14 protein-coding genes and 1 pseudogene are annotated in these 17,550 nt (G+C 68.7%); 9 read left to right on the top strand and 6 right to left on the bottom strand.

Annotated elements, in window-relative coordinates; translation table 11 throughout:
• Window positions 1-27: 27 nt before the first annotated feature.
• The 4 genes from EJG53_RS16545 (at window position 28) to EJG53_RS16530 (ending at window position 6,006) form a co-directional block, all read left to right on the top strand.
• Entirely contained in the window at window positions 28-1,656 is a 1,629-nt protein-coding gene (locus EJG53_RS16545; protein WP_167515117.1) for a tyrosine-type recombinase/integrase, read from the top strand.
• Between the two features lie 1,821 nt (window positions 1,657-3,477).
• Entirely contained in the window at window positions 3,478-4,611 is a 1,134-nt protein-coding gene (locus EJG53_RS16540) for a putative T7SS-secreted protein (protein WP_125045484.1), read from the top strand.
• Between the two features lie 8 nt (window positions 4,612-4,619).
• Window positions 4,620-5,096 carry a hypothetical protein gene (locus EJG53_RS16535; protein ID WP_125045483.1) on the top strand — a complete coding sequence of 159 codons (477 nt, stop codon included), beginning with the start codon at window positions 4,620-4,622 and terminating at the stop codon, window positions 5,094-5,096.
• Between the two features lie 625 nt (window positions 5,097-5,721).
• A complete protein-coding gene (locus EJG53_RS16530; RefSeq protein WP_125045482.1) occupies window positions 5,722-6,006 on the top strand; it encodes a hypothetical protein in 285 nt (94 codons plus the stop codon).
• A gap of 342 nt (window positions 6,007-6,348) precedes the next feature.
• On the opposite strand, the gene EJG53_RS16525 is transcribed toward EJG53_RS16530, so the two are convergent.
• Entirely contained in the window at window positions 6,349-6,858 is a 510-nt protein-coding gene (locus tag EJG53_RS16525) for a hypothetical protein (protein WP_125045481.1), read from the bottom strand.
• 207 nt (window positions 6,859-7,065) lie between these two features.
• Between EJG53_RS16525 and EJG53_RS16520 the strand changes: the two genes are divergently transcribed.
• Complete coding sequence (locus EJG53_RS16520; RefSeq protein ID WP_125045480.1) at window positions 7,066-7,455, top strand: hypothetical protein; 390 nt, start codon at window positions 7,066-7,068, stop codon at window positions 7,453-7,455.
• On the opposite strand, the gene EJG53_RS16515 is transcribed toward EJG53_RS16520, so the two are convergent.
• Both EJG53_RS16515 and EJG53_RS16510 read right to left on the bottom strand, forming a co-directional pair.
• Entirely contained in the window at window positions 7,427-8,380 is a 954-nt protein-coding gene (locus EJG53_RS16515; protein ID WP_125045479.1) for an IS481 family transposase, read from the bottom strand. The two genes, EJG53_RS16520 and EJG53_RS16515, sit on opposite strands and share 29 nt — an antisense overlap.
• Before the next feature lie 140 nt (window positions 8,381-8,520).
• A protein-coding gene (locus EJG53_RS16510; protein ID WP_174856555.1) for an IS5 family transposase occupies window positions 8,521-9,410 on the bottom strand; the annotation gives its coding sequence in 2 pieces (ribosomal slippage) (window positions 8,521-9,053 and window positions 9,053-9,410; 891 coding nt in all).
• 36 nt (window positions 9,411-9,446) lie between these two features.
• Here EJG53_RS16510 and EJG53_RS16505 point away from each other — a divergent pair.
• Window positions 9,447-10,076, top strand: coding sequence for a class I SAM-dependent methyltransferase (locus tag EJG53_RS16505; RefSeq protein WP_125045478.1), 630 nt, complete (start codon window positions 9,447-9,449; stop codon window positions 10,074-10,076).
• 257 nt (window positions 10,077-10,333) lie between these two features.
• On the opposite strand, the gene EJG53_RS16500 is transcribed toward EJG53_RS16505, so the two are convergent.
• Window positions 10,334-11,209 carry an AraC family transcriptional regulator gene (locus EJG53_RS16500; protein ID WP_125045477.1) on the bottom strand — a complete coding sequence of 292 codons (876 nt, stop codon included), beginning with the start codon at window positions 11,207-11,209 and terminating at the stop codon, window positions 10,334-10,336.
• Window positions 11,210-11,395: 186 nt separating this feature from the next.
• Between EJG53_RS16500 and EJG53_RS16495 the strand changes: the two are divergent.
• Window positions 11,396-12,136 (top strand): annotated as a pseudogene (locus tag EJG53_RS16495) (M24 family metallopeptidase); the annotation flags it as partial.
• A gap of 82 nt (window positions 12,137-12,218) precedes the next feature.
• On the opposite strand, the gene EJG53_RS16490 reads toward EJG53_RS16495, so the two are convergent.
• Entirely contained in the window at window positions 12,219-13,232 is a 1,014-nt protein-coding gene (locus EJG53_RS16490) for a zinc-binding dehydrogenase (RefSeq protein ID WP_125045476.1), read from the bottom strand.
• 407 nt (window positions 13,233-13,639) lie between these two features.
• On the opposite strand from EJG53_RS16490, the gene EJG53_RS16485 reads away from it, so the two are divergent.
• Entirely contained in the window at window positions 13,640-14,284 is a 645-nt protein-coding gene (locus tag EJG53_RS16485; RefSeq protein WP_125045475.1) for a pentapeptide repeat-containing protein, read from the top strand.
• Window positions 14,285-14,440: 156 nt separating this feature from the next.
• On the opposite strand, the gene EJG53_RS16480 is transcribed toward EJG53_RS16485, so the two are convergent.
• Window positions 14,441-14,938: a hypothetical protein gene (locus tag EJG53_RS16480; RefSeq protein WP_031004826.1), complete on the bottom strand. Its 498-nt coding sequence runs from the start codon at window positions 14,936-14,938 to the stop codon at window positions 14,441-14,443.
• 357 nt (window positions 14,939-15,295) lie between these two features.
• On the opposite strand from EJG53_RS16480, the gene EJG53_RS16475 reads away from it, so the two are divergent.
• Window positions 15,296-16,627: an SGNH/GDSL hydrolase family protein gene (locus EJG53_RS16475; protein ID WP_125045474.1), complete on the top strand. Its 1,332-nt coding sequence runs from the start codon at window positions 15,296-15,298 to the stop codon at window positions 16,625-16,627.
• Window positions 16,628-17,550: the final 923 nt, after the last annotated feature.

The following is a 17,550-nucleotide window of genomic DNA, read 5'->3' as shown; positions in this document are numbered from 1 at the left end:
GAAACCCCAGCTCAAACAGGAGCCTGCGTGTTCGACGGAACCACCTACAAGCGATGCTCGTGCACGGAGCCGGTACTCGACGACGCCGGCCGACCGGTGCTCAGGCCCGACGGCAAACCCAAGCGCCGCGAGATCGGCTCGGCCTGCCCAGACCTGAAAAAACGGGACCACGGCTCCTGGGCCTACTACCTCAACCTCCCCGACGGCCCACGCGGCGAACGACGCCGGCCCCGCAAGAGCGGCTTCCGAACCCAGACCGACGCGAAGGAAGCGGCACAGAAGCTCTGGGACGAGGCCCAGGGCGGCGTCGACATCGACTCCAAGGAGACGGTCGCTCAGTACCTGCGCCGCTGGCTGCGCCAGCGCGTCGACCTCAAACGCAGCACCCGCAAGGACTACGAGGACTACGTCGAACGGATCTTCATACCCGCCCTCGGCCACCTCCCCCTGCGCCAACTGCGTAAGCGCCACGTCCAGGAGATGTTCGAAGAAATCTGGGCCCTCAACGAATCCAAGGCAGCCAACAGGCTCGCAGCGCAGCAGGCCAAAGCCGAATGCGACGACGCCCACCGGGCATGGAAGTCCGCGCCCAAGCCCCGCCCACCACACCTGCGCCAGCGATGGGACGAGGCCAAAGCAGCACTTCGCGAGGCACGCCAGAAGCCCCGCAGAGAGACAGGCCCGGGCACACAGAAGAAGTTCAAAGACACCCTCTCTGCCGCACTCGACGCCGCAGTCGCCGAAAAGCTGATCACGGAGAACTTCACCAAAGGCGTCGTCCTCCCCAAGTACGAGCGCCCTGAAGCTCTCGTCTGGACGGACGAACGTGTCGCCCGCTGGCGCGAAACAGGAGAAATCCCCGGCCCCGTCATGGTCTGGACTCCACAACAGACCGGACAGTTCCTCGACGGCGCAACCGGGCACCGCATGTACCCCATGTGGCACCTCGCGGTCTTCAGAGCGACACGACGCGGCGAAACCGTCGGCCTCCCCTGGACAGAAACAGACCTGGAAGCCGGAACGATCAAGGTCGTCGAGCAACTGGTCAAGGGCCGCACCTACAGCGAAGTCTGGGAAGACACCCCCAAGAGCCGCAGCGGACGCCGCACCGTCACCTTGGACGACGTGACCCGCGCACTGCTCCGAGCCGTACGCCAGGCGCAGAGGACCGAGCGCGAAGCCTGGGAGGCAAAGCACCTGGCCGAACCCGAGAAGTACGGCCCCTACGTCAACTCAGGCCGCGTGTTCACCACCGAGGACGGAAGCCCCCACAACCCGGACAACGTCTCGCAAGCCTTCGACCGCCTGGTCAAAAGGCTCGGTCTTCCTCCGATCCGCCTCCACGACCTCCGCCACTGCGCCGCGTCGCTGAGCCTCGCGGCCGGCCTGTCCATGAAGGCCATCCAAGCTCTCCTCGGCCACAGCAACTACTCCCTCACCGCCGACACCTACACCTCGCTCATGCCGCAGTTCGACCAGGCAGCGGCGAACGCACCGGTCACCCTCGTACCGCGAGCCAACGCGACGGAGGACAGTACTGCCCCGAAGCTGACCCTCGTCGTCTCGGCCCCAGAACCAGAAGAGCCTGGGGCCGGCGGGGACGGCCAAGACGGGGGCGACGGCCGCTCCGCCCCCTGCCAGGTGATGTCAGCGTGAGGGCGTGGTTATGCGTGGCGAGCGCGAATGTGAAGCGTTGGACCAGCAGATGTTAGGGCGGCGCTGACCTGCGGGAACCCCTGTTCGCTTTCTGGCGTCGGGCCGGTTCCCAGAAGGAGAGGCGGTCGGGGGCTGTCCGTGGACAGAACGTGGACAGAAGGCCGGGGACAGGCAGGGAAAGATGAGGAAAACCGATGAAGGGCCTGCGGCAGAGCAGGCTCCCCAGACATCTGCTGAGAGGCCCCTGAGCTGGAGAAACGCCCCTCCAGGTGGTGTTCTACCGCTTCTGGAGGGCGGGTTAGGGATCGCTCCGAACCGATGCTTATCCGGCTCGATTCCCACCCGGAATGCTCTTGTAAAGCGTAGGTCGTCGGTTCGAATCCGACAGGGGGCTCAATGAAGGAAAGCCCCAGGTCATCGGTGGTGGCCTGGGGCTTTCTGCTGTTGTTTGATCGGGCGGCGGCGCCGGGCGCGTGTGTCCTTGGTGCTCGTGGTCACAGGCCTGGTCTCGGGTTTCTCGGGTTGTGGCCACAGGGCCTCGCCAGCCTCCCCGTACCCGGATGACTGAGCGTCCGCCGGCTGCTGCCGCGAGCACCGGGAGAGCCAGGGTGTCGGCCAGGTCGGGTGGGGCCTGGGTCTCCTGGGCGAGGGCTGCGACGTAATGCGCGAGCCAGTCCGGGAAGACGCGGGTGGGGAAGCCCGGGAGTCTTGGGGTGGTGGCTGAGGAGGTTGGAGTTCGACCGCGTGCGGGGGACCGTTTCGGCGCCCAGGGCGAGGGCCTCGTGTAGGCCCTCGGCCGTGGTGTCCGGTGTCATCCTGGCCTGCATGGTGCGGGTGCCGGCTTCGATGCTGCGGCGGCGGTGGGCCTTCTGCGCATCGGCAGCACAGTGTCGTACTGCGCAGGCGGGGTCTGGTGTCACGCTGGGCGTCCCTGGACGGAGACAGAACGGCGGTGTGTCCTTGCACGGGAGTGCTGCCGCCTTGGCCGCGGTGGCGTTGGGCTCCGCGGCGTCCGCGGGTGCGCACTCTGCCCGTGCCGGGAGGCGGGCTGCCGCCTGGGCGGTTATCCAGCGCATCTCGGCGAGGGTGGTCGGGGCGTCGGGGATGCCGGAGTGCCCCCCGCAGCCGCTCTTCGCTACCTAGCCCGCCGCACCCGGATCCCGACACGACAATGCCATGTCTCGGTGGCGTTTTAACGTTCGTCGGAATTAGGTGGGACTGCTGCACCGTGGCCTCAGCCATGCCGCTGCCTCCGTTAAGGCATGGTATTGGTTGGTCCTCCCCGCCGCGCCGGGTCCTTGTCGCTGTTAGGCTCCTCCGCCTGTACGGCAGACGGGCGCAGGAGTAAGGGGGAGGGCTCTCTTGCCGGGGACTTTCAAAGTCGATGTGCACGAACTCGGCTCCATCTCGCAAAAGCTCGACGAGAGCGTCACCGGTATGCGGACGGTAACGCGCAAGATGGACCAAGCCACCGCAGGGCAGTTGGGACACGACTCCTTGGATTCTGCCTGCTCGGACTTTCAGTCGAAGTGGAAGTACGGAATCGGGCAGATCGCCGGACTGGCGAACTCCGTACGTGGCTCGGTGGAGGCCACTGCAGAATCGTACCGAGCCTGCGAGACGGGAATTCAGCAAGCGTTCGCCAGGGGCCTTGAGGGGGCTTCCCCTGGCTCCTCGGCGCCGCAATCGACATCCGGTGCCACATCCCGAGTGTTCGGGTAGGCGGGTAGGGGGCGCATGAGTGGCGGCGGGAAGATACCTTCCGAGGCTGCGGGGTTCCCAGGCATCGGCTTCGATCCGACCCCTGGCAGTCTCTCGGCGGTGCGTGCACTCACGGATCAGTCGTTCGAGGCGCACCGAAACCTGAGTTCGGTGTGGCAGACGCTGAACTCCATAACCCGCGACGGAGATGCTTGGAAGGGCGTTGCCGCAGACGCATTTTCCGCACAGGTGAAGGAACTGCCGAAGCTGGTCGACTCTGCAACGCAAAGCTTCTACGACTGTGGCTTTCAGTTGAACGAGTGGTCCGCGAAGCTGAGCAGCATGAAGTCCCGGTCGGCAGAGCTGGAGGCCCGCGCGGTAACCGCCCGTTCTCGTGTGCGGGACGCGGAAGGGAACCCGAATCTGGGGCTGGCGGGGCAGACATTCGACACTGATGAAGAGCTGCACAACGCCGAGCAACGGTTGAACCGGGCAGTAAAAGAGCTTGATGCTGCCAGGAACGCTCTCAACACTCTCATCGAGGACGCCAAACGCCTCAAGCAGCAGCATGATGAGGCAGCGGAGAAGATCGCCGAGGCCGTACGCAAAGCCTCGGAAGAAGCACCCGACGAACCAGGGTTGCTGGATCGGATCGGCGACGCCATCAAGTCACTGGCCGAGGCCAGCTCCCTCCTGGCGCATCAAGCCTGGGACTGGGTGAAGAACCACGCCAACGCCATCGCTGCCGTCGGCGATGTCCTGTCGACTGTCAGTGCCATACTCGGCGCTGCCGGAGTGGGCATCGCTGCTCTCGGCCTTGTCTTCCCTCCCTCGGAGATCGTCCTAGGGCCGTTGGCCGCCGGGCTGGAGGTCACATCGTCCGGTTTCGCGGCAGGGGCGCTCGTGCTGCACGGCACCGCTCGTATGGCGGGCGGCGAAGACGTCGTATCGAACCGGACGCTGGCGCAGGACGCACTGGGCACGGTCCCGTTCGGTGGCGCCGTTCGCGTCGGAGGAAAGCTGGGCGCCGCGATCTTCAAGAGCCGTGCGGCAGACGCAGCGTCCAACTTCGGTCTGGTCGACTCCTGGGCCGGACTGTTCGGTGATCCGTCTGTATTCGAGAACTTCAAGCCGACGAACCGCCGTCAGGTCGTGGAGATGGGAATTCCCGGCGGCGGCCCTCTTTTGGTTGCCATGGAGAACGCGTGGAAGAAGGGCAGCGCGAAAGACCAGGCCACCACTGACGGCGGGTGAGGGAAGACATGAAGGACGAGGCGGCGGTAGCAGCACGATTCGACGGACGCCCGACTGTCGAAGTCGTCTTCACCGGGTTCGGGGCGATGCGCGCTGACCGGGTTACCTGGATCGGCTCGGAGTTGGGCTACGCGCTCGGCGCGGATGAGCCTTACGGACGAGGGCAGCGTCGTTTGCTCTTCACTCGCGACGATAGTCCGGCGGCCCGGCAGCGTGCCCAGGCAACCCTGGCGCGCGTGCAGGCGGCCGGCTCGTGGAGCGCCGTTGCTCAGCCTTGGCCAGGAGCTGTACCCCACGGTCTTTCTGCGGTCACCGACCTGCCGCTGATCCACCCGGAGCGCGCTGCGCGTGCGCAGAGGCAGGTCAAAGCCTATGAGGGGTGCCACCCGGCTCAGTTGATCAGCGTGAGCTGCGTCTTCGCCACAGGGTTCTTCGCGCTGGCGTGGGCCGTACGCGAGACAGCGCCGGTCGCGGTGGGCTCTTGATTTGTCGGCCTTCTGTGCCTGGCCGTAGCCGCCCTCGGTCCGCGATACACGAGGCGTTGGCATCAAGAGAACTTGCGGCTGCTTGAGCGTTACCGCCGCCAGCAGGCAGCTCAGTTCCCTGTCTCGCCTCTTTCCCCTCCTCCCCCTCCCGCAGGGCCGCACAACGATCAGGTGGGTAGCTAGAGTTGGAATGCACCGCACCTGCGGGCTTCACGGAAATTCCCCTAGGGATGACTGCCGAAGAAGCGCGACAGGAACTGATCACGCGCGTGTCACGGGAAGCTCTCGAAGCGAGGCCCGCAGCCTACGAGAACCTGGTGAGCAACCTGCAGAAAGTGTCGCAGGCACTCGAAGAGTCCGGGACGCTGTACGCCGGAACCTGCCTGCGTGCCTACGAAGGTGAACTGTCCCTCGGCACGTTGCTTGTCACGGTGACGCCCTTCGCCTTCGGGGATGCGGCAATCGCGGCGGACGGCATGGTGCGCGCTCTGGTCGCCGCGCGAGGAGATTCCTGGGTCGGGACGGTATTCGACACCCCGGTCGGACCTGCGGCGGTGCTGACGGGCCTGAACGGCTTCCACATCCCCGCCGAAACCTCCGCATCGGGGAAGAGCTGGACCTGCCGATGGCGGAAATGCAGGTGCACCTTCCGGTGCCGGAGGGGGTGGAGGGCCAGGAGCAGTGTGTCGTTTCCTTCAACCTCACGACGCCGCGCGAGGGTCATTGGGACGCGTACTGCTCGGACATCGTGGTGCTGCTGAACAGCGTGACGTTCGACGAGCCGGACCCCACGTTGCCTGAGGCAAACCTTCAGCCCACCTCACCGAGCTCGCCTGCGTCCTCCCCATCGGAATCCTCGCCCGGTGAGACACACGCTGATGGCAAGGCACCCGCGACGCCCTTCGGCTGAAGCCTTCCGCTCACATCCACGAAGACGTCACCCGGCTCGGGGAAGGTGTCCCGGGCGTGTGAGTGGCCCGTTCGGCGTTGGTCCGAATTGAGTACACGGGGGGCGGAGTTGAGGTCGCTGGAGTTTACGACGACCTTGCCATGTTTACGTTAGGTCTGCCGTGGAGCCCGGGGGTGAGGTGCGGGGCCGCAGCCGGGTCGTCCATTAGGTGATGGGGATCGGTGTTCCAGACTGCGACCGTGGACGCCCCGGTATTCGTCTTTCGTGTCGTCATCTGCGACGAGTGCCCCAGCAGGGATGAACACGCCCTGCTGGGGACGGGGGAGGCACCGCAAGAACCCACTAGCGCTTGATCGGCGGGCAGTAACCGGTCTTGTCGCCGATGGTGTTGATCTCGGCGTTGGACCGGGGGTCGCCCGCGTAGTTGATCTGGTTCGTGCAGCTGACGCCGGGCTTCTTGGGGGTGCCGGGGGGCGTGGCGTTCTTCTTCTTGGGCGTCGGGCAGTGGCCGGTTTCCGCGCCGATGCTGTTGATTTCGGCGTTGGACCTCGGGTCGTCTGCGTAGTTGAACTTGTTCGTGCAGCGCTCGTCCGTCCCCTTGGAGGCGCTCGACGACGCGCCGTGGGAGGTCTTCTGCGTGGTCTTGGTCGAGGCGGCGGACGCCTGCCGGCCGCTCTCGGAGGTGGACGAAGAGGGTGCGGACGAAGAGGACGCGGACGTGGCCGTCGTCGACGAAGGCGCGGCCTTGGTGTCGCCCCCCTGACCGCAGGCGGTGAGGCCGAATGCGGCGGCGGCGATGACCGCGGCGGCGGCAGCCTTGCGGACGTGACCCAGTGTGGTGAGGTGCGACATTTTTCTCCCCGTTCGACGTCGGTTGGTGAGAACAAGACTGTCGGCCACCCCTTATTTTTTCCCGTCGCGTGACTAACGCTTCGCTAACGAGCGGCGCGTACGGGCCCGGGCGGCCCCGGTCGGCTCCGGTCGGCTCCGCCCCCCGTCCAGCTCCGGGAGGCGCTGATGCGACAATCCCGTCATCCGTTACATCAGGGTGAGGGGACTATGCGGGACCGGGACCGGGAAGCCGTCTGGTGGGAACTGGACAACGGCAATGGGGTGGCGGCCGTGTCCATGGGCTGGCTGCGGGAGCAGTACAACGGCGAATGGGGCCGCCTCAGCATCGGCCGGGCCGCCGAAATCAGTAAGTGGCTCACCGATGACGGCATAGCCCACCTGCCGTCGCCGATGCCTTCCCGGGAAGCCGAGGAGGTCCTGCTGTACAAGCGGGAGTCCCCCATAGGGCTGCTCATCAGGGCTGCCCGGATGGAGCCGCCCTTTGCCGAGAATCCGGTGGCTGCGGCCTACTTCCTCTCGGCAGTGCACAGCAACAGCTCCACGGGCGCTCCCGACTCCGGCGTCGGCCCTAGATGTGTTGTTCGCAGAGGTTGGTGACGCGGCTGGCTGGGGTGTGGCCGCCGATGCCGGTGTGGGGTCGGTGGTAGTTGTACCAGTCCAGCCAGTCGGCGAAGGCGGCCTGGCGTTCGGTGTCTGAGGTGTAGGGCCGGTGGTAGGCCCATTCGTCGAGCAGGGTGCGGTGGAAGCGTTCGACCTTGCCGTTGGTCTGCGGGCGCCAGGGCTTGGTCCAGCGCGGCTGGAGGTCCAGCTCGCGGCAGGTGCGGCGCCAGGTGTTCTGGGAATAGGCCCAGGCGTTGTCGGTCAGGACGCGTTCGACGGTGATGCCCCGGGCGGCGAACCAGGCCGTGGCCCGGGTGAGGAAGCCCGCGCAGGTATCTGCCTTCTCGTCGGGCAGGTCTTCGGTGTAGGCGAGGCGGGTGTGGTCGTCCAGGGCGGTGTGCAGGTAGGCGAGCCCGGCGCCGGCGCGGTTCTTGCGGCCGGCGGCCCGGCCGAGAGCTCTGTGGCCGCCGCCGTCGGGGATGCGGCCGAGTTTTTTGACGTCGACGTGGAGCAGTTCGCCGGGCCGCTGTCGTTCGTAGCGGCGGACCGGCTCGCCGGTGGCCCGGTCGGTGGCGGCCAGCGGCGGCAGACCGTGCCGGCTGAGGACGCGGTGGGCGGTTGAGGGGGCGACTCCGGCGCGGACGGCCAGTCGCAGTGGGCCGATCCGGTGCTCGCGTCGCAGGCGGACGACTTCGTTCTCCACCGCTGCGGGTGTGCGGTGCGGCTGGTGGTGGGGCCTGCTGGAGCGGTCTTCCATGCCTGCGTGACCGTGGCGTTGGTAGCGGCCGGCCCAGCGGGCCGCTGTGGTGTGGCTGACCTGGAACCGTTCGGCCGCCCGGCGCAACGGCCAGCCCTCCTCGACGACGCACCGGGCCAGCCGCAGGCGGCCGGTCGGGGTCAGTGGAGCGTTACGGTGGATCACGAGGGTCTCCTGCACTCGGCGGTAGATGTCGCAATCCACACCGAGCCAGAAGGCCCTCACCTCGTTCAAGCACCACGCACGGCGCGTCGCCTGTCACCAACGTCCCGAGACAACACACCTAGAGCCTTTCTGACAAATGATCACCTGGCCGTTTCGCGGAGCCAGAGAATCAGGGAGGCTAGGACGACTCCCGCGCGGTAGCGGTCCGCGAGCTTGTCGAACCTAGTTGCGATCGCACGGAACTGCTTGAGGCGAGCGAAGCATCGTTCGACCACGTTGCGGTCGCGATAGATCTCCCTGTCAAAGGCGGGTGGCCGGCCACCGAAGCGCCCCCTGCGTCGACGGTTGGCCACCTGGTCGCGGCGCTCGGGGATCGTGGCGGCGATGCCCCGACGCCTCAGCAGATGACGGATGGCCCTGCTGGAGTAGGCCTTGTCACCCAGCACACGGTCCGGTGTCGTGCGCGGGCGGCCCGTGCCGACGCGCGGGGTGCGGACCCCGTCGAGGACGTCGGCGAACGCGGTGGCGTCGTTGACGTTTCCGGGTGTGAGCACGATCGACAGCGGCAGTCCCCGGCCGTCGACGGCGAGATGGACCTTGGTGGTCAGCCCGCCCCGGGACCGACCGAGTGCCTGATGCGCCTGCGAGCGGCCCGGATCTTCCAGTTCGTCCCTGTCTGCGTCCCCCTTTTACGGGCGCCCGCGGCGTGCTGGTGGGCCCGGTTGATCGTGGAGTCAACGGCGACGATCCACTCCACCCGGCCCCCCGCGTCATCATGGACCTGGACATGCTCCAGCAGCTTCGCCCACGTGCCATCGGCCTCCCAGCGGGCGAACCGCTCGTAGACGGTCTGCCACGGCCCATACCGCTCGGGCAGGTCGCGCCAAGGAGCCCCGGTCCGTAGCCGCCACAGCACGCCGTGGACCACCTGCCGGTGATCACGCCACGGACGGCCCCGTCCGTCCACCTGGGGCAAAAGGGGCTCTATCCGCCCCCATGCCGCATCCGTCAACTCACCTCGACCTACCACAAGATCAATTATCAGACCGGCTATAGAGTCCTGCCCGTGGTGAATCACCAGGACGAGACCAGGACGGCCTACGACGGAGTCGTCGAGCTGTACGCATCGCTGTTCGCAAACCGGCTGGAGACACAGCCTTTCTCCCGGACCATGATCGGCACCTTCGCCGAACTGGTGCGCGCGACGGGCAACCCGCGGGCAGCGGACGTCGGGTGCGGTCCCGGACATCTGACAGCCATGCTGCACGAACTGGGCCTGGACGCCTTCGGACTCGACCTCGCCCCCGGCATGATCGACCACGCCCGGCAGGCCCATCCGGCGCTGCGCTTCCAGGAGGCGCGGATGGAGTCCCTGCCGATCGAGGACGCCGCGCTCGGCGGCGTACTGGCCCACTACTCGATGATCCACACCCCTCCGGGAGAACTGCCGGAGCTGCTCGCCGAGCAGGCACGCGTCCTGGCGCCGGATGGCCTGCTCCTGGTCTCCTTCTTCGGGACCGACGAACAAGAACCGGTCCGCTTCGACCACAAGGTGGCGCCTGCCTACAGCTGGCCGGCGGATCGCCTGGCCGAACTGCTGGCCGACGCCGAGCTCGTTCCCTTCGCCCGGTTGCTCCACGATCCAGCCTCCGAAAGGGGCTTCCTCGACGCCCATCTGCTGGCCCGCCGTTCGTAGGCCCTGCCCGGTAATCCCCGCCGGACGGTCGGCGCACCTCCCGATTGCCAACTCAGCCGAACCTCGCTGATTGGACGGGAATTGTCAGACAGGCTCTAGCCTCCCTGATTCTCTGGCTCCGCGAAACGGCCAGGTGATCATTTGTCAGACAGGCTCTAGCACTGACCCCATCGCCGTCGACGTATAGGAAGATGTGGCCGGGTGGGCCGCGCAGGTCGGGAGACGGACGACGTCAGTCGGAAGACGGGTGAGGCGCGTCAGTCGGAAACGGCTACGCGTTCCACAGGAATCCACAGTGCCGCGTCCGCCTGGGTTCCGTCGTCGGAGAGGCGGGTGCGGAGGATTTCGGGGCCCGGCCTGCTCTGGTACGGGTTGGACGGGAACCACTGCGTGAACACGTCGCGCCAAAGGATCTGCAGCGCCTCGGGGAAAGGGCCGGCGTTCTCGAATACCGCCCAGGTGCCCGGCGGGACGACCAGCGTGTCCAGGTCGTCGTCCGGCGCGTCCGCCCGGGTCACCACGCCGTGGTAGTAGTCGAGTTCGGTGCCCTCCGCGCGGCTCGGGTCGAGGTCGTCGCACACGGCCACGAGGCCTTCCGGCCGCTGGTCGGAGAGCGCGGTGATCCGTTCCGTCGTCTCCTGGCCGATACTCCGGATAAATTCCGCGATGGCCGGGTTCACCCCTTGATGTACGAGCGGGACGCGCGCCTTCTTGCCTACGACGTGGAACTGTTCCTTCTCCACGATTCGGTATCGCATACTGCTGCTTCCTTCGACGACGAGTCGGAAGGACATCCGGGGCTGCGCGTGCAGCGGAGCACCGTACCGCCGGGCTTCGCCGGGGCCCACACCGTGTACGGCCCGGAAAGCCCGCGCGAACGCTTCGCCCGAGCCGTATCCGTACCGCACCGCGATGTCCAGCAGTGTCCGGTCCCCGGCGAGCACTTCGGCCCCAGCGACCGTGAGCCGCCGGCGGCGGATGTATTCCGACAGCGGCATCCCGGCGAGCGCGGAGAACATACGGCGGAAGTGGTATTCCGACGTGACGGCGATTCTGGCCAGCTCGGTCACCTCGACCCGGCGGCGAATGTGCGCCTCGATGTGATCCAGGGCCTCGTTCAGCCGTTCCAGCACTCCGGTCTCCTTCTCTTACGCCTGCGACGGTAGGCAGACTGCATGGTCCCGCACCCGATATCTCGTGCCCGGCTCGGTCGGGTGCGGCGCGTAGGAGGCGGTTCGGGGTCAGGGCACCGGCTGCGGCTCTTCTGTGGCGTGCCGGACGGGGGTGGGCTCGCGCGTAGCGGCGTGGGTTTTCGCGCCATGGCGACTTCATTGAGGGCCGAGGACTACGGACGGCGGTTGACGCGGGCAGCCCGCGCCGCGGAGGACGCGGGGCTGGCGGGGATGATTGTGAAGCCTGGTCCGTTGATGGTGTGGTTGTGCGGCTACACGCCGGCGCGCTTCAGGGGGCTGATGACCGCGCTGGTCGTCAGCGCGCAGGGGCAGCCGCGGCTGCTGGTACCGGCGGACGAGGAGGCCGTCGCGGAGCAGGCCGCAGGGGCGGGCGTGCTGTCGGTGGCTGCTTGGGCGGAAGGCGCGGGCCCGTATGGTCTGCTCGCGAAATGGCTCGGCCAGGAGGGGCGTTACGGCGATTCGGACATGACGTGGGCCCGATGACCTGCTGGCTTTGCAGCGCGCCGCGCCGGGGATCTCGTACCTCGCGGTGACGGAGGCGCTGCCGATGCTGCGTGCGGTCAAGGTCACCTTCGAGGCGGTCCGACCGGGTGCGGCGTGCCAGGAGATCGATCGGCGGCCCGGCGGGTCGTCAAGGCGGCGGGCTACGGCGAGTACTTCACCCAGCGTACGGGCCGGGGGATCGGCGCCCTCACTCGCGAGCCGCCGTACCTGGTCGAGGGCGAACATCTGCCGCTGGTCCCGGGGATGTGCTTCTCGATCGAGCCGGGGATCTACCTTCCTGGACGCTTCGGCGTGCGGATCGGGGACATCGTGACGTGCACGGAGACGGGCGGGCGGTGGCTGAATGCGAGTGATCAGGCGTTGGGGGGGTGGGGTGAGGGCGTAGCCCTACGGGTCCCGGGGCGCGGCCCCCGGGCTACGGGCTTCGGGGCCCCGGGCCCCGGGGCTACGGGATCAGGACGACCTTGCCCATCGTGCCGCGGTTCTCCAGGGCGCGGTGCGCGGCCGCCGCCTCGGCCAGGGGGAAACGCTGCACGTCCGGTACGAGACGGCCGGCTACCGCCTCGGCGAGGGACGCGGTCTCCAGAGTGCGCATCGGCTGGTCGCCGCCCGCCTTGGCCATCATCGCCGGGCCGAGTACGTACTCCGAGGTGATGCCGCGTTCGGCCAGCTCGCCTTCGGCGAACTCCAGCGGTCCGCCGGTCAGCGGCCCGCCCGAGGACCAGCCGAAGACGAGGTGACGTCCGCCGCGGGCGAGCAGGTCCACGGCGGCGCGGCCCGGTGCGCCGCCCACGGAGTCGAAGAGGAGGGTGGCGCCGGGGGCGTCCCGCCCGTCCAGGAAGGCGCGTACCTCGGCGGGCCAGTCGGCTTCCTTGTAGTCCACGGCGAGGTCGGCCCCCAGCTTCCGTACGCGTTCGGCCTTGACCGGGCCGCCGGCGAGGCCGATGACGGTCGCGCCGGCGTTCTTCGCGTACTGGACGAGCAGCGAGCCGATGCCGCCGGCCGCCGCCGTGACGATCACGACGTCGTCGGCTGCGAGGTCGGCGAAGAGCAGGATGCCCATGGTGGTGCGGCCGGTGCCGATCATGGCTACGGCCTGGGCCTCGTCCAGGTTTTCGGGGATGTCGTGGAGCTTTTCGGCGTGGACGACGGCCTTCTCGGCGTAGCCGCCAGGGTTCATGCCCAGGTGGGCGACGACCCGGCGGCCCAGCCACACGGGGTCCGTGCCCTCGCCGAGGGCCTCCACCGTGCCGGCGACCTCTCGGCCGGGGACGGTCGGCAGGTCGGGGAGCGGGGCGGGGCCGCCGGTGAGGCCCTCGCGGATGAAGGTGTCGAGCAGGTGGACGCCGGCCGCTGCCACGGCGATCCGCACCTGGCCGGGGCCCGGGCTCGGGTCTTCGACCTGCTCATACGTGAGGTTCTCGGCGGGGCCGAAGGTGTGCAGCCGGATCGCGTGCATGGGGTCTCCTGATGAGGGCGGTGGCCGGCCGCCGGGCGAACCGGCGGGGCGGTTGAACGTTTCGTCCGCCCTCACTCTGTTTCCTCAACTTTGGTTGAGGTCAAGGCCGGATCGTGAAAACCGCGGACGCGTGGGCGGACGTGGGCCGACGTGAGTTGGAGTGAGTCGGGATGGGTCGTCGCGAGCTGTCGCGAGAGGGCGTGGGCCCGTGCGGGTCGAGTGATGTTTTCGCTGGTCAGATGGCTGGTTCAGGGAATTGTCAGTGGGGTGGGTCACGATGGGGTCAGTTGGTCGTGCGGGTGGGTTCGGGACGGAAGAGCGAGAAGGCGGTGGACGGGCATGAGGGAGCGTGACGGCGGGACGGGGCGGCCGGGGCAGAGAGGGCGGCGGGACGGGGAGGGGGTTTGGTGCGGGAGGCGCGGCGGCCGACGGTGCGGTTGCCGGAGCTGAAGGCGTACACGGACACCGAGTTGGAGACCGAGGGCGACTACGACGGGCTGGAGTTCGCGGACGCCGACCTGATGGGGCAGCCGGCGCGCGGGGCCCGGTTCATGGACTGTGCGCTGCGGCGGTGCGCGCTGGACGAGACGGTCCTGAGCAGGGCGCGGTTCATCGACAGCGTGCTGGACGGAGTGCGCGGGGTGGGGACGGACCTGTCACAGGCGTCGCTGAGGGATGTCGAGGTCCTGGACGCCCGGCTCGGCGGCGTCCAGATGCACGCGGCGGTGCTGGAGCGGGTGGTGGTGCGCGGCGGGAAGATCGACTTCCTGAACCTGCGCAAGGCGAAGCTGAAGGACGTCGCCTTCGAGGGATGTGTCCTGGTGGAGGCGGACTTCGCCGGCGCGGAGCTTGAACGGGTGAGCTTCGACGACTGCACGCTGTCCCGGGTGGACTTCAGCGCCGTACGGATGCGCGATGTGGACCTGCGCGGGGTGGCCCGGCTGGACATCGCCCGGGGGGTCGACCGGCTGGCGGGCGCGGTGATCAGTTCGGCACAGCTGATGGACCTGGCGCCGGCCTTCGCGGCGGAGATAGGGGTGCGGGTGGAGTGAGCGGGGTGTGCGGCGGGGAGTAAGTCATGGGGAGTGCATTACGGGGAGTGGTCCGGACGCCGGAGGCGCGGCGGACCGGCCGGGGAGGGGACTGCGGAGTGGGATGGGCAACCGGAGCGCGCGAGCGGAGTGACCGAGGCGCGCGGGGGCGAACGTTCAGACGCGGGGGAAGCGGGCCTGGAGGTCCCATACGGCCGGGTTGTCACCGAGCCCGTCGTGCAGGTCGGTGAGGTCGGCGATCAGGTCGTGCAGGAAGTCACGGGCCTCGCGGCGCAGGGCGGAGTGCTGGAAGGTGAGCGGAGCTTCGTCGGCCGGCATCCAGTCGGCGTCGACGTCCACCCAGCCGAAGCGGCGCTCGAAGTACATCCGGTCCGCCGATTCGGTGAAATCCAGCTCCGCGAACTGCGGCTGTGCGGCGCGGTTGCCGAGGGGATCACGGTCGATCCGCTCGACGATGTCGCACAGGGCCCAGGCGAAGTCCAGCACCGGCACCCAGCCCCAGGAGGTCTGGACCTCGCGGTCCTCCTTGGTGTCGGCCAGGTAGACATCGCCGCAGAAGAGGTCGTGGCGCAGGGCCCGCACGTCAGCGGTGCGGTAGTCCGTCTGCGGGGGGTCCGGGAAACGGCGGGAAAGGGAGTAGCCGAGGTCGATCACGTTCCTGATGGTGTCACGCTCGTACGTTCGTCCGCGCCGTCGCGGTCGGCGTAGTGGATGGAGGCGGGACGGGCGCAGGCGGACGGACGGGGGAAGAGCGGGCGGAGACGAGGGCGGGCGGGAGCGGCAGTCCTGCCTGTGAAAGAGCGACGAAGCGGCCAAGCAGCCAGGCGGCCAAACAACCAAGCAGGCAAGCAGTCAAGCAGTCAGACAACGAATCAACGCGGAGGCCCGCGGACACGGACAGGCCTGCGGACAGGCCCGCGGATACGGACAGGCGCGCGGGCAGAACCACGGACGGACAGCGGACCAACGAGGCAACGAAGCAGAGGGTGGGGATGGATCATGACGGGTTCCATGACCAGACGGTCGGGCGTCGCACTGTTCGCCGCCGCGGTACTGGCGGCACTTCCGGTGCTCGGCACGGAGCGGGATGCGGCCGCGGTGGCCGCGGCGACGCCTGTGGCGGGGGCCGCGGGGGCTCAGAGCGGCGGCCACGGCAGCGGTGGCTACCGTGATCACAGCAGCGGGCAGCGATGGCGGGGCGGCTGGGCGACCTCCGTGCAGGCACCGAACGCGCTGAATCCGAACTGGTCGACGCAGGGCTTCACCGACCAGACGGTCCGGCAGGTGGTCCGGGTGAGTACGGGTGGCACCCAGGCCCGTATCGAGCTGTCCAACCGATACGGCCGTACGCCGCTGACCATAACCGGCGCGACCATCGCCCGTACGGGTAAGGGGGCGGCGGTGCAGGACGGGACCGTACGGCAGTTGCTCTTCGGGCGGCAGCAGTCGGTGACCGTGCCCGCGGGCGGCGAGGTGCGCAGCGACGGGCTGCCGATGAAGGTCAAGGCGCTGGAGTCCCTGACCGTGACGCTGTACCTGGCCGGGCCCACCGGGCCGGCCACCTACCACCAGTCGGCCCTTGCCACGACCTACCGCGCGGCGGGTGACCACCGTGCGGACACCGGGGGCGCGGCCTTCACCGAGCAGTCGCAGTCCTGGTACTACCTGTCGGGGGTGGAGGTCACCGGCGGTAAGGACGACGCCCGCCGTGGCGCGGTGGTGACCTTCGGCGACTCCATCACCGACGGCTTCGGCGCGACCGTGGACGCGAACCGCCGCTATCCGGACGTGCTGGCGGAGCGCTTCGCGGCCATCGGGCACCCGCGCAGCGTGCTCAACCAGGGCATCAGCGGGAACCGGGTCACCGCGGACTCGACGTGGGCCGGTGAGAAGGGCGTGGCCCGTTTCCGGCACGACGTACTCGGCGAGCCGAACGTGGGCACGGTCATCGTCCTGGAGGGGATCAACGACATCGGCGCCAGCGCCTGGCCGGACTGGCCCGGCGGCCCGGCCCCGGACGTGTCGCTCGCCCAGCTCATCGAGGGGCACCGCTCACTGATCCGCCAGGCTCACGCGGCGGGAGTGAAGGTGATCGGAGCGACGGTGACGCCGTTCAAGGGCGCCGCGTACTACTCCGAGCGGGGCGAGGCCAAGCGGGACGGGCTCAACGAGTGGATACGTACCTCCGGCGAGTACGACGAGGTCGTGGACCTGGACCGGGCCCTGGCCGACCCGGCCGACCAGGACCGCCTGGCCCCTGCCTATGACGTCGGCGACCACCTGCACCCGAGCGACGCGGGATACCGCGCCATGGCGGAGGCGGTCGATCTGGACGAGCTGTAAGGGGGAGGCCGACGGGCGGCGGATTGGCGGATTGGCAGCGCGGCGGTGAGGGCTCGCGGTAGGTGGTCGCGGCCTCGCCGGGGTGGGCCAGGCCCGGCCAGTCCGGGTCCGGCCAGTCCGGGGCCGGTCGGGCCGGGGCCGGTCGGGCCGTTTCGGCCCGACCGGCACGGCTCGTCCTCCTGGATCGCGCTCGGTGGTGGCCCTGGCGACACCTCATCGCCGCAGCCGTGAGCAATCCACACGCTCAGGCTCACGTTTGCGGTCACGTCCGCGTCCACGATGCGGCCGGCCCACGGCCACGTCCACGGCTTCGAAGGGCGGGGGAGAGGGCGAGGGGGTGGGGCAGAGGGGGAGGGGACGATAGGGCGAGGAGGCGAGAGTAAGCAGGCAAGTGGTGGGCAAGTGGTCGGTGGCCACTGCCGTGGTCCCTCGGCCGCCAACCGGTTCTGGTCCACCACCAGAGCCCGCCTCACCCGTTCACACCCGTCCAGTCGCGTTCACGGCGTGGGCCCGCCCGTCGCCCGGGCCCACCAACTCCCGCCCAGGCGCGCAGAACCACCGCCCCACGCCACACCGCAGGACAAGCCGACCGCCGTGGCATCAGGGGCCGACCCGACGTGCGTGGACCACCGCGAGCGCAACGCCAGAGTGTTATGAGTGTCGGGACCAGCCTCGCCGTGCGGGGACCACCCACTCAGGGGGGCGGTAGCCCCCCAAGGGCCGGGAGTAACCCCATACCCGTCAAGGCCGGATGGCACGACGGTCTACCGTCCGTCACGGCAACCTTCGCCCCGCCCCAAGCGACGCCCCCATGCCCCAAGCCCCGCGCCCACAAAAAACCTCACCCCAAGCACCGCACCCCACCCCAAACACCACACCCCACCAAGACCGAAATCCTGGCGGGGCGCGGTGTGAAGCTGTCC

It is taken from the genome of Streptomyces chrestomyceticus JCM 4735, from assembly GCF_003865135.1.
GTDB classification, from domain to species: Bacteria; Actinomycetota; Actinomycetes; order Streptomycetales; family Streptomycetaceae; genus Streptomyces; species Streptomyces chrestomyceticus.
This window is presented reverse-complemented; position numbering and strand designations above follow the sequence as displayed.

Bases quoted from the DNA above. Each gene is read 5' to 3' on its own strand.
- EJG53_RS16535 (WP_125045483.1), top strand. From the start codon at position 4,620: ATGAAGGACGAGGCGGCGGTAGCAGCACGATTCGACGGACGCCCGACT.
- EJG53_RS16490 (WP_125045476.1), bottom strand. From the start codon at position 13,232: ATGCACGCGATCCGGCTGCACACCTTCGGCCCCGCCGAGAACCTCACG.
- EJG53_RS16520 (WP_125045480.1), top strand. From the start codon at position 7,066: ATGCGGGACCGGGACCGGGAAGCCGTCTGGTGGGAACTGGACAACGGC.
- EJG53_RS16530 (WP_125045482.1), top strand. From the start codon at position 5,722: ATGGCGGAAATGCAGGTGCACCTTCCGGTGCCGGAGGGGGTGGAGGGC.
- EJG53_RS16475 (WP_125045474.1), top strand. From the start codon at position 15,296: ATGACCAGACGGTCGGGCGTCGCACTGTTCGCCGCCGCGGTACTGGCG.
- EJG53_RS16525 (WP_125045481.1), bottom strand. From the start codon at position 6,858: ATGTCGCACCTCACCACACTGGGTCACGTCCGCAAGGCTGCCGCCGCC.